Source organism: Pseudomonas sp. 2848, from assembly GCF_003253945.1.
Taxonomy (GTDB): domain Bacteria; phylum Pseudomonadota; class Gammaproteobacteria; order Pseudomonadales; family Pseudomonadaceae; genus Aquipseudomonas.
The window spans coordinates 135,569-147,868 of sequence record NZ_QKZD01000003.1 but is presented as its reverse complement, the minus strand read 5'-3'; the positions used below and the strand labels follow the sequence as shown (position 1 = coordinate 147,868).

9 protein-coding genes are annotated in these 12,300 nt (G+C 64.4%); 3 read left to right on the top strand and 6 right to left on the bottom strand.

Translation table 11 applies throughout. The annotated features are described in order from the left end of the window. Positions 1-49: 49 nt before the first annotated feature. Positions 50-1,012, bottom strand: a complete 963-nt coding sequence (locus DFS21_RS07850) for a FecR family protein (RefSeq protein ID WP_111532095.1) — start codon at positions 1,010-1,012, stop codon at positions 50-52. Positions 1,013-1,029: 17 nt separating this feature from the next. Continuing rightward, positions 1,030-1,518, bottom strand: coding sequence for a sigma-70 family RNA polymerase sigma factor (locus DFS21_RS07845; RefSeq protein ID WP_110699933.1), 489 nt, complete (start codon positions 1,516-1,518; stop codon positions 1,030-1,032). A 654-nt stretch (positions 1,519-2,172) separates the two neighbouring features. Between DFS21_RS07845 and DFS21_RS07840 the strand changes: the two genes are divergently transcribed. Beyond that, positions 2,173-3,336 carry a type III PLP-dependent enzyme gene (locus DFS21_RS07840; protein WP_102684931.1) on the top strand — a complete coding sequence of 388 codons (1,164 nt, stop codon included), beginning with the start codon at positions 2,173-2,175 and terminating at the stop codon, positions 3,334-3,336. Between the two features lie 120 nt (positions 3,337-3,456). On the opposite strand, the gene DFS21_RS07835 is transcribed toward DFS21_RS07840, so the two are convergent. Both DFS21_RS07835 and DFS21_RS07830 read right to left on the bottom strand, forming a co-directional pair. After that, positions 3,457-4,206: a tetratricopeptide repeat protein gene (locus DFS21_RS07835; protein ID WP_110699934.1), complete on the bottom strand. Its 750-nt coding sequence runs from the start codon at positions 4,204-4,206 to the stop codon at positions 3,457-3,459. Positions 4,207-4,209: 3 nt separating this feature from the next. Then, complete coding sequence (locus DFS21_RS07830; protein WP_110699936.1) at positions 4,210-4,890, bottom strand: Fe2+-dependent dioxygenase; 681 nt, start codon at positions 4,888-4,890, stop codon at positions 4,210-4,212. Between the two features lie 220 nt (positions 4,891-5,110). Between DFS21_RS07830 and DFS21_RS07825 the strand changes: the two genes are divergently transcribed. Both DFS21_RS07825 and DFS21_RS07820 read left to right on the top strand, forming a co-directional pair. Beyond that, a complete protein-coding gene (locus DFS21_RS07825; RefSeq protein WP_111532094.1) occupies positions 5,111-7,390 on the top strand; it encodes a TonB-dependent siderophore receptor in 2,280 nt (759 codons plus the stop codon). A 102-nt stretch (positions 7,391-7,492) separates the two neighbouring features. Next, positions 7,493-10,048: a sulfite reductase flavoprotein subunit alpha gene (locus DFS21_RS07820; protein ID WP_111532168.1), complete on the top strand. Its 2,556-nt coding sequence runs from the start codon at positions 7,493-7,495 to the stop codon at positions 10,046-10,048. A gap of 143 nt (positions 10,049-10,191) precedes the next feature. On the opposite strand, the gene DFS21_RS07815 is transcribed toward DFS21_RS07820, so the two are convergent. Beyond that, positions 10,192-10,983, bottom strand: a complete 792-nt coding sequence (locus DFS21_RS07815) for an amidohydrolase (protein ID WP_046854260.1) — start codon at positions 10,981-10,983, stop codon at positions 10,192-10,194. Further along, a complete protein-coding gene (locus DFS21_RS07810) occupies positions 10,971-12,119 on the bottom strand; it encodes a pyridoxal phosphate-dependent aminotransferase (protein ID WP_110699943.1) in 1,149 nt (382 codons plus the stop codon). The genes DFS21_RS07815 and DFS21_RS07810 overlap by 13 nt, the downstream gene beginning before the upstream one ends. Between the last annotated feature and the right edge of the window lie 181 nt (positions 12,120-12,300).

The following is a 12,300-nucleotide window of genomic DNA, read 5'->3' as shown; positions in this document are numbered from 1 at the left end:
GGCAGTTGCAGCTGGCGGGGAAGACGAACGAACGGAAAAAAACCTGAATCTATTTCAGAACAATTTCGCTGGAGCCGTCCGCAAGGGTCTTCACCCGCACCGGCAGGATGCTCGGCAAGGCCCGCAACAGGGCGTCCGGGTCGTCAGTGCTGAAGGTGCTCGACAGGCGTAGCGCGGCGGCCTTGCCTGGCGCCACATGCAGTGGCCGGGCACGGTAGCGCGAGACTTCCGCCACGACATCGCTAAGCGGCGCGTTGTCGAATACCAGCTTGCCCTGGCGCCAGGCTGTCACCGCGTTGGCATCGATGGCATAGGGCGCGGCGACCTTGCCCTGCGCATCGATATGCGAACCCTGGCCGGCAGTGAGCAGCGCCAGCGACTCGGCCGCGCCCTGTACCTTGACCGAACCCTGCTCCACCGCCACGCGGGTGCTGTTCGGATCCTGGCGTACATCGAAGCGGGTGCCGGTGACGGTGACATCGCCCTGGGCAGTGCTCACCACGAAGGGGCGGTCACTGTCGTGCGCGACGATGAACATCGCCTCGCCCGCGCCCAGGCGCACATGGCGCTGCCCCGCAGAGAACATCACCTGCACCTGGGTGGCACTGTTGAGTTCCAGCCGTGAGCCGTCCGGCAGTTCGACCTGACGCCGCTCGCCCAGGGCCGTAGTCAACGTGTCCTGATGGTTGAGCTGCTGATACTGCCAACCTGTCCAGCCCAGCCCCAGCGCGACCACCGCCACGCCGGCCGCCAAAGCCTGGCGCAGTAGACGGCGGCGCGGAAGCTGGCGCACCGGCTCGGGCTGGCACAGCGCCTCGAGGCGTTGCCGCGGAATGAAGTCGGCGGCGCGCCACAGTTGCGCCAGGCGCTCGTACTCTTGCCGATTTGAGGGGTGCTGCGCCAACCACGCCTGCAATGCCGCGTGCACGGCTTTGTCGTGCGGCGCGTCCTGAGCGCGGGCGAACCAGCAGGCCGCCTGCTCGCCCACGGGATCGGGCACGTGCTGTTTCATCGAAGGGGTCTCCTGACTCATCTGGCCGACACATCCAGGTGCTCACGCAGATGTCGGAGCGTGCGGATCATATACTTTTCGACCATGTTCTTGGTCAAACCCATGCGCTCGGCGATCTCGGCCTGGGTCAGGCCTTCGAGCTTCTGCCAGACGAACACCCTGCGGCAATTCAGCGGCAGCTCGGCCAGCGCCCGCTCGACGCTGTCGGCCAGTTCCAGGGCATGTACATACGCTTCCGGATCGTCCCCTGCGGCCATGTCCCCTGCGAAGGCCTCAAGCTCCAAGGCCTGACGCCGGTCCTCGCGGCGAAAGCCGTCGACGGCGATGTTGCGGGCGGTCTGGTGCAGATAGGCGCGTGGCTGTTCGACCTGCTCGCGCGGGTTTTCCAGCACCCGCACAAAGGCGTCGTGGGTGAGGTCCTCGGCCTGCTGTCGACTGCGCAGTTTGCGCGTCCAGGTGCCGATCAGCTCTTGGTAATGGTCGAGGAAGCCTTTGGGTCCGGACACGGTCGGGGTCGTCAGGGAGGCAGATGAGGTCGCGAATAGTAATGTTTCTCATCAAGGACGGCAATCGACATGTCCCCTGCACGACCAATGGCCACGACGGGCTCTGCGTAACAAAAAATTTATGGCCAATTTCGCGGTAAAGACCGGGCTGAGCACGTGGCCATAAATTTGAACACTCAGTGTCCATTCGCAGCCCTGTCTCAGCCCCCGACAAACGGTCACACACGGTTTCCTCCGCCCTTTCGCAGCGAAACCAGAGCCATCATGCAAAGAATGAAGCTGTCAGCCGATCGCGGCCAGATCGCCACCTATTCCACAATTTTTTACGCTGATGGCCTTTTCAGGAACCTACCGGGCGCCCATCAGTCGGTTATCACAGCGGCAGCTCCGCGACAGGCGACGAGTACCCCGGGATTGCCTGTTGATATTGCCGTTTTCACGTCCTAAAGTGCGCGCCGAACGTCCATGCTGGAAACGATCCATCCGGCTCAAGTACTGACGACGAGACAGCAAGGTCATCCGCCTTTTCCAAGCACGGCTGACCTTTTTGCTTTCGGCGACATGCCTTGGGAAGTAGGCGAACCAAAGTGGGGATACGGAGGACGTTCAGTTGCTGCCACTTATCTTTTCAGTTTGCCCATGGAGCCCCTGAGCATGTCGATCCAGGTCGAAGACTACTTTGCGCGTGACACCTTCCAGAAAATGAAGGCGTTCGCCGACAAGCAGGAAACCCCGTTCGTTCTCATCGATACCCAGATGATCAGCCAGGCCTATGACGACCTGCGCGCCGGGTTCGAATTCGCCAAGGTCTACTACGCGGTCAAGGCCAACCCGGCGGTCGAGATCATCGACCTGCTGAAGGAAAAGGGCTCGAGCTTCGACATCGCCTCGATCTATGAACTGGACAAGGTGCTCGGCCGCGGCGTCAGCGCCGACCGTATCAGCTACGGCAACACCATCAAGAAGTCCAAGGACATCCGCTACTTCTACGAGAAAGGCGTGCGCCTGTACGCCACCGACTCCGAGGCCGACCTGCGCAACATCGCCAAGGCCGCGCCGGGCTCGAAAGTCTATGTGCGTATTCTCACCGAAGGCTCCACCACTGCCGACTGGCCACTGTCGCGCAAATTCGGCTGCCAGACCGACATGGCCATGGACCTGCTGATCCTCGCCCGCGACCTGGGCCTGGTGCCCTACGGCATCTCCTTCCACGTCGGCTCGCAACAGCGCGACATCAGCGTGTGGGACGCAGCCATTGCCAAGGTCAAGGTGATCTTCGAGCGCCTCAAGGAAGAAGACGGCATCGAGCTGAAGCTGATCAACATGGGCGGCGGCTTCCCGGCCAACTACATCACCCGCACCAACAGCCTCGAGACCTACGCCGAAGAGATCATCCGCTTCCTCAAGGAAGACTTCGGTGACGACCTGCCGGAAATCATCCTGGAGCCTGGCCGTTCGCTGATCGCCAACGCCGGCATCCTGGTCAGTGAAGTTGTGCTGGTGGCGCGCAAGTCTCGTACTGCCGTCGAGCGCTGGATCTACACCGACGTGGGCAAGTTCTCCGGCCTGATCGAAACCATGGACGAAGCCATCAAGTTCCCGATCTGGACCGAAAAGAAAGGCGAAACCGAAGAAGTCGTCATCGCCGGCCCGACCTGCGACAGCGCCGACATCATGTACGAAAACTACAAGTACGGCCTGCCGCTGAACCTGGCCATCGGTGACCGCCTGTACTGGCTGTCGACCGGTGCCTACACCACCAGCTACAGCGCGGTGGAGTTCAACGGCTTCCCGCCGCTGAAAGCCTACTACCTGTAATGCACAACGGGGCCGCAAGGCCCCGTTTTCAATTCTATCGCGGGGCAAGCCCGCTCCCACACCCGTGGTGAATAACCGTGGGAGCGGGCTTGCCCCGCGATATGACCGGAACAGACATACTCAAGTACCACGCCGTTCGATCTCCTCGGCATAACGCGCCGCAAAGGCCATCAATGCTGGCCCCGCCCCCTGCAACGTCACCAGCGCACTGCGCAGGAAATTCAGGTTGCCTTCGACCCTGGCCCGGTCCAGCCACGGCCCGGCCTCGGCGATCTGCCCCCGCTCGACCAGCACCAGCGCCAGGCTGAACATCCCGCGGAAATCCCCCGCCTCGGCCGAACGGCGATACCAGCGCATGGCCCGCACCGGGCTCGCAGCGGTGGCAATGCCCTGCTCCAGATACCGCCCATACAGGTTCATCGACTTGGCATGCCCCAGCTGCGCGGCTTTCTCGTAGCACATCAACGCCTGGGACTGGTTGGCCGCCACCCCACGACCGGTGGCCAGCAGATTGGCCAGGTTGTACATCCCCCAGTCCAGCCCGGCGTCGGCCGCCCGGGCATAGTGAATGGCCGCCTGGGCGAGATCCACCTCGCCACCCCAGCCATGCTCGAGGCAACGGCCAAGCATGTTGTGGGCCATGGCACTGCCACCCTGGGCGGCAATGGCGAACCAACGCCGGGCCACGTTGGCATCCTCTTCGATACCGCGCCCATCGAGCAGGATCTGCCCAAGCAACAGCTGCGCCTCGACCGCCCCTTGCCCCGCCGCCGTGAGGATCGCCTGCGCGGCCTGTCCCGGGCTGTGCTCGAGCATCGCCTTGAGCCCGGCCACATCCACCACTTCCTCACGACGCAATTGATAAGACACGGCTCAGACCTCGGCCCAGCGGCGCAGCAGGTTGTGGTAGGTGCCCGTCAGTTGCAGCAGCGACGGGTGCTCGGGCACATCGGCGCCGAGCTGGCGAATTGCATTGTCCATCTCGAACAGCAAGGTGCGCTGGCTGTCCTCGCGCACCAGGCTCTGGGTCCAGAAGAACGCCGCATAGCGCGCCCCGCGGGTGACCGGGTTGACCTTGTGCAGGCTGGTGCCGGGGTACAGCACCAGGTCGCCGGCGGCCAGCTTGACCTGGCGCACGCCATAGGTGTCCTGGATCACCAGCTCGCCGCCGTCATAGCTGTCAGGGTCGCTGAGAAACAGCGTCGAGGACAGGTCGGTACGCACGCGCTCCGGGCTGCCCTTGGGCTGGCGCAGGGCATTGTCGATATGGAAATCGAAACTGCCGCCCTCGCGATAGCAGTTGATCAGTGGCGGGAACACCTTGTGCGGCAGCGCCGCCGACATGAACAACGGGTTGCGCCACAGCCGCTCGATCAACGCATTGCCGATCTCCTTGGCCAGCGCATGCCCCTCAGGCAACTGCAGGTTGTGCTTGGCCTTGGCCGACTGGTAACCGGCGGTAATCTTGCCGTCTGCCCAATCGGCCTGCTCCAGGGCCTGGCGGATGCGCAGAATTTCGTCAGCCTCGAACAGGCCTGGGATGTGAAGCAGCATGGCGACGGCACCGAGAGCGATAGGGGCGTCAATGATATTGATTACCTTTTACCTACCACAAGTCCCTTTCTCCAGAGCGCGACGGATGAGACCGTAAAAACCGTAAGGCAAAATTGTAAAGAATGTAAATTCCTGGCGAATGGTAACGCTTCTCAATTGTTCCTTACATTCGCTTACATTAACATCCGCGGCCTTCATACCTTGGGGAAGGTCTACAACAATGCGTCACGTGCCATCTGCTGTGAGTTCACCACGACTGCTCGCCTCTGCCATCGGCATGGCGATCACCGCCACCTCGGCCTATGCCGCCGACCCGGCCGCCAGCAACGCCATCACCCTCGACGCCACCAGCGTCAATGGCAAGGCCGAACAGGCAAGCACCGAGTACAAGGTCGACAAGGCCTCGTCGCAGAAGTACACCGCACCATTGGTGGACACGCCGCGCTCGATCACGGTGATTCCCCAGCAGGTGATCAAGGACACCAACGCCATGTCCCTGCAGGACGCCCTGCGCACGGTACCCGGGATCACCTTCGGCGCCGGCGAAGGCGGCAACCCGCAAGGCGATCGCCCATTCATCCGTGGCTTCGACGCCCAGGGCGACACCTACCTGGACGGCGTGCGCGACACCGGCGCCCAGACCCGCGAAATCTTCGCCATCGAGTCTGTCGAAGTGGCCAAGGGACCGAACTCGGCCATTGGTGGTCGCGGTGCGGCCGGTGGCACCATCAACCTGGTGAGCAAGCGCGCGCACCTGGGCAACTCGCTGGACGGCGCCTGGACCTGGGGCAGCGACCAGACCCAGCGTTACACCTTCGATGGCAACTACCAGTTCAGCGACAGCGTCGCCGGGCGCCTGAACCTGATGACCCACGAGAGCAACGTCGCCGGCCGCGACAAGGTCAACTACGACCGCTGGGGCATCGCCCCGTCGCTAGCGTTCGGCCTGGGCACGCCGACCCGCGTCAACCTCGACTACTACCACCTGGAAAGCGACGACCTGCCGGACTCCGGCATCCCCTACAGCGTGCCATTGGCAGGCAGCGGAGCCCGTACCTCTGCCCATCCGGACAAACCGGTGGACGGCGGTGACAGCGACAACTTCTACGGCCTGACCGGCCGCGACTTCCGCAAGACCCGTGTCGATATCGCGACCTTCGCCATCGAGCACGACCTGTCCGACACACTGACCATCAAGAACACCCTGCGCCACGGCAACAGCATGCAGGACTACGTGCTGACCCAGCCTGACGACAGCGCCGGCAACGTCAACAACAACGGCGTCTGGCGTCGCGCCAACACCCGTGTGGGCAACACCGCCACCACCACCAACCAGACCGACCTGTTCGGCGAGTTCTACCTGGGCGGCCTGAAAAACAGCTTCTCCACCGGCATCGAGTTCACCAAGGAAGAGTCCGACCGCCAGAGCTACACCGTCACCCCCAACAGCAAGCTCACCTGCACCGGGCCGGGCAGCGGCGGCAGTTGCACCTCGCTGGACAACCCGAACCCGGACGATGCCTGGGTCGGCACCGTCGCGCGCAACTACGCCGGCACCAAGACCAGCAGCAAGACCCGCGCACTCTATGTCTTCGACACCCTGGAGCTGACCCCGCAGTGGCTGCTCAACATGGGCCTGCGCTATGACCACTTCGACACCGACTACCGTGGCTACAATGCCGACGGCAGTACCGCAGTGAGCACCAAAGGCGTACCCGCCAAGGGCCAGGACACCAGCGAATTCATCACCGGCCAGCTGGGCCTGGTGTGGAAGCCGGCCGACAACGGCAGCATCTATGTGTCCTACGCCACCTCGGCCACACCGCCTGGCGCCATGCTCGGCGAGGGCACCGAAGGCAACCCGCTGGGCAACACCACCGACCGCTCCGGCAACCTGCTCAACAGTGACATGGAGCCGGAAGAAACCACCAACTACGAAATCGGCACCAAGTGGGACCTGCTCGACCAGCGCCTGTCCCTGGCAGCGGCGCTGTTCCGCACCGAGAAGGAAAACGCCCGGGTGCAGGTCAACACCAACACCTACGAGAACGTCGGTGAAACCCGTGTGCAAGGCATCGAGCTGTCGGCCAGCGGCAAGCTGACCGACAAGTGGCAGGTGTTCGCCGGCTACACCTACATGCAGGCCCGCCAGATCGACGGTGGCCCGCTGGGCAAGGCGAACGACGGCAACCAGCTGCCCAACACGCCGAACAACAGCGCCAGCCTGTGGACCACCTACCAGCTGACGCCGAAGTTGACGGTCGGTGGCGGCGCCTTCTATGTCGACGACGTCTACGGCAGCGTGGCCAACACCACCATGGTCGACAGCTACGTGCGCTACGACGCCATGGCGGCCTACAAGCTGACCAAGAACATCGACCTGCAGTTGAACGTGCAGAACCTCACCAACGAGGTCTACTACGACAAGGCCTACTCCACCCACTTCGCCAACCAGGCGGCGGGACGCACGGCATTGCTGACCACCAGCGTCCACTTCTAAAAGCCGCACCCCAGGCCCCGTTCAATCGATTGAACGGGGCTTTTGCGTATCAAGGCATAATGCACGCCGCGCAATTGCTGGCGGCAAGACAAGGTGATCGATGTGGTGAAGAAGACGCTGTTCCAATTGCACTGGTTCTTTGGCATCAGCGCCGGCCTGGTGCTGGCGCTGATGGGCATCACCGGCGCGATCTGGTCGTTCCAGGAAGAACTGCTGCGCGCGTTCAACGCCGAGGTGCTCAAGGTCGAGGTACGCCAGGAAGGCGTGCTGCCGCCGGCCGAGCTGGTACGTCGGGTCGAGGCCGCGCAAGGCGACCAGGTCTCCATGCTCTGGGTCGATACCCGCGACGGCAACGCCGCGCGGATCTTCTTCACCCCGGCGCCCGGCGAGCGCCGTGGCGCGCTGCGCTACGCCGATCCGTACACCGGCGAGCTCAAGGGTGAAGTCGCAGGCCTTGGCTTCTTCAACCTCATGCTCAACCTGCACCGGTTCCTGGCCATGGGCGACACCGGCCGGCAGATCACCGGCGCCTGCACCCTGATGCTGATCTTCTTCTGCCTCTCGGGGCTGTACCTGCGCTGGCCGCGCAAGGCCCTGAACTGGCGGACCTGGCTGACCCTCGACTGGGCCAGGAAAGGCCGTGCCTTCAACTGGGACCTGCATGCGGTGTTCGGCACCTGGTGCCTGCTGTTCTACCTGCTGTTCGCCCTGACCGGGCTGTTCTGGTCCTACGAGTGGTACCGCGAAGGCCTCAACCGCCTGCTGGCCGACCAGCCCGCGGCGGGCGAGCAGAAACGCGGCGAAGGCCGTGGCGGTCGTCATGGTCCGCCCAAAGTGGACAAGAACGCCCCGCCACGGGTGGTGGACTATGACGCCATCTGGGCCAACCTCAAGGCAGCCGCAGGCCCGGACCTGGCCACCTACAACCTGCGCCTGCCGCCGGCCGGCGGCCAGCCCGCGACGCTGTTCTACCTGCTGCAAGGCGCCGAGCACGAGCGGGCCTTCAACACCCTCACCCTCGACCCGGCCAGCGGCCAGGTCAAGCGTCACGAACGCTATGCCGACAAGTCGTTCAAAGCGCAACTGCTGCAAAGCGTCTATGCCCTGCACGTCGGCGAATACTTCGGTCTGCCGGGGCGCATCATCGTCACCCTCGCCAGCCTGACCATGCCACTGTTCTTTGTCACCGGCTGGCTGCTGTACCTCGACCGTCGGCGCAAGAAACGCCAGGTACGCGCCGCTCGTGGCGCAGTGGCCGACAGGGGCAACGCTGGCGACAGCTGGCTGATCGGCTTCGCCAGCCAGAGCGGTTTCGCCGAACAACTGGCCTGGCAGAGCGCCGGCCAGCTGCAAGCCGCCGGCTTGCCGGTGCAGGTACGCCCGCTGGCCGAGCTGGGCGAAGCCCAATTGCGCCAGGCCAGCCGCGCCCTGTTCGTGGTCAGCACTTTCGGCGACGGCGAAGCCCCGGACAGCGCCCGCGGCTTCGAGCGCAAGGTGCTCGGCCAACCTTGGGCACTCGAGCATCTGGACTACGCCCTGCTGGCCCTGGGTGACCGCCAGTATCCGCACTTTTGCGGCTTCGCCCGCCGCCTCCAGGCCTGGCTTGGCGAGCGTGGCGCCACCTGCGCCTTCAGCCCGGTGGAAGTGAACAATGCCGACCCCGCCGCGCTTCAATTGTGGCAACAGGAACTGACGCAACTGACCGGCGCCCGTCCGATCGCCGCCTGGCAGCCGCCGAGCTTCGGCAACTGGCATCTGCTGCGCCGTGAACTGCTCAACCCGGGCAGCCAGGGCGCCCCGGTCTACCTGCTGGGGCTGCAGGCGCAAATGCCCGCGACCTGGGAAGCCGGCGACCTGATCGAGATCGTGCCGCGCAATGGCAAGCCCCGTGTCGATGCCTTCCTGGCAGGCCTGGGCCTGGACCCTCGTTGCCCGGTGCAGCTCGACGGTCTGCAGGAAAACCTGGCGCAGGCCCTGGCCAGCCGCCAGTTGCCGGTCGGCCGCGAACACCTGGTGGGGCTGCATGCACAGGCGCTGGTCGATGCCCTGATCCCGCTGGCCGCCCGCGAGTACTCGATTGCATCCATCGCCAGCGACGGCGCGCTGGAGCTGATCGTGCGCCAGGAGCGCCACGCCGATGGCAGCCTGGGCCTGGGTTCCGGCTGGCTGACCGAGTATCTGCCAATCGATGGCAGCGTCAGCGCACGCCTGCGTCGCAACAGCGGCTTCCACCTGCCCGGCGGATCGCCCCCCCTGGTACTGATCGGCAACGGCACCGGCCTGGCCGGCCTGCGCAGCCTGCTCAAGGCGCGCATCGCGGCAGGCGAGCAACGCAACTGGCTGCTGTTCGGTGAGCGCAACCGGGCGCACGACCTGCTGTGCGGTGAGGAACTGCAAGGCTGGGTGGCAAGCGGCGACCTGCAACGGCTGGACCTGGCTTTCTCACGGGACCAGGCAGAGAAGATCTATGTGCAGGACGTGCTGTTGCAACAGGCTGCCGAGTTCAAGCGCTGGGTCGATGACGGCGCCTGTGTGTACGTCTGCGGCAGTTTGCAAGGGATGGCGGCCGGGGTGGATGCGGCGTTGCAGGGAATCCTGGGCGAGGAGCGGGTGCAGCGGCTGATCGAGGATGGGCGCTATCGCCGGGATGTGTACTGATCAGACAGTCAGGTCAGCAATGCCGGCCTCATCGCCGGCAAGCCGGCTCCCACTCCGACCGCGCCGCCCTCAAGCCAAGCGCCGTCCCTGTGGGAGCTGCGGTTCGCCGCCGCGACTTGCCAGCGATGAGGCCCGCGCAGCAATCAATGCAATTCGAAGGTATCGGCATCCATGTTGGCCGGGAACCGCGCCCGATACGCGGCCAGCTCAGCCGCCCGCAGCACCACGGTAAATACCCCGTCGGCCTCGCCCGCGCTGAGCAGGCTCTCACCTTGGAAGTCCAGCACCTGGCTGTCGCCGGAGTAGGCGAAGCCCTTGCCATCGGTGCCGACCCGGTTCACCGCTGCCACGAAGCACAGGTTCTCGATGCCCCGTGCCGGCAGCAGCCGGTTCCAGTGCAGGCGCCGCGCCGCCGGCCAGTTGGCGGTGTACAGCAGCAGGTCGGTGTCCTGCGCATCGCGGCTCCACACCGGGAAACGCAGGTCGTAGCAGATCAGCGGGCGAATCCGCCAGCCCTTGAGCTCGAACTGCACCTGGCGCTCGCCCGGAGTGTAGTGCTTGTGCTCGCCGGCCATGCGGAACAGGTGGCGCTTGTCGTAATGCAGGATCTCGCCATCGGGCCGCGCCCACAGCAACCGGTTGCGATGGCTGCCGTCGGCGGCCTGGATGATCACGCTGCCAGTGATCACGGCGTTGGCTTTCTTCGCCTGGGCCTTGAGCCATTTGTAGGTAGGACCGTTTTCCGGCTCGGCCAGGCTTTCGGACTCCATCGAAAAGCCGGTGGTGAACATTTCCGGCAGGACCACCAGGTCCACCTCGCCGGCCTGGGTGATCAGCTCCTCGAAGTGCGCGTAGTTCGCCTCGCGGTCGTGCCAGGCCAGGGTGGTCTGCACCAAGGCGATTTTAAGGTTCGGCAGTTGGCTCAGATCGCGCATAGTCTTTCCGCTGCCTGGCGCAGCGTCTCCTCGCGTTTGGCAAAGCACAGGCGTACCAGGCGTTGCTCGGGGATGGGTTGCTGGTAGAACACCGACACCGGAATGCTGGCCACGCCATGCTCCTGGGTCAGCCACAGAGCCATGTCGACGTCGTTCAGGTCGGGGCGGATCTGCGAGTAGTCCACCAGTTGGAAATAGGTGCCTGGGGTGCGGGTGAAGCTGAAGCGCGAGCCTTGCAGCAGGTCGCAGAACAGGTCGCGCTTGGCCTGGTAGAAGCCCGGCAGTTCGTCGATATGCTCAGGGTGCTCGGCCATGAAGTCGGCCAGGGCGCACTGCAAGGGCGTGACGCCACAGAAGTTGACGTACTGGTGCACCTTGCGCAATTCGGCGCTGAGCGCCGGTGGCGCGACCACGTAGCCGGTTTTCCAGCCGGTGACGTGATAGGTCTTGCCAAACGAGCTGATGACGAAGGCTTTGCTGTACAGCTGCGCGTGGGCCAGCACGCTGGCGTGGCGCACGCCGTCGTAAATCAGGTGCTCGTAGACTTCGTCGCTGACCAGGTAGATATCGCGGTCGCCGATCAACGCAGCCAACTGGTCCAGGTCGTCGCGGCTGATCAAGGCGCCGCTTGGGTTGTGCGGCGAATTGAGGATGACCATGCGCGTGCGCGGGCTCAGGGCGTCGCTGAACTTCTGCCAGTCGATGCTGAAGCTGCCGTCGCGCAGCGGCACATGCACGCAGCGGCCACCGGCCAGCTCCACCGACGGCTCGTAGCTGTCGTAGCTGGGGTCGAAGACGATCACCTCGTCACCGGGATGTATCACCGCCTGGATGGCGCAGAAGATCGCCTCTGTGGCGCCCGGGGTGATGGTCACTTCCTGGTCGGCATCCACTGCCACGCCATACAGCCGGGCGATCTTGGCTGCAACCTGCTGGCGCAGGGCTGGCAGGCCGGTCATCGGCGAATACTGGTTATGCCCGGCTGCCACATGGCGGCCAACGGCATCGAGCAAGGCCTGGGGGCCGTTGAAGTCAGGGAAGCCCTGGGACAGGTTGAGCGCACCGGTCTGCATGGCCAGTTGCGACATGGTGGTAAAGATGGTCGTGCCGACGTTCGGCAGTTTGCTGCGGATCATGGAGCCCTCTTTCCTGGGGTTTGTCCGGCACGGGGGTGGATCCGAGCATAGCGGAACGAGCGGTCAGGAAAAAGGTTGAAACAATAGGGGGATTGCGGTGGATCAAAGGGCCCTATCGCCGGCAAGCCGGCTCCCACAGGTATTGTGGCTTGTGCATACGCTGTGGGAGCCGGCCTGCCGG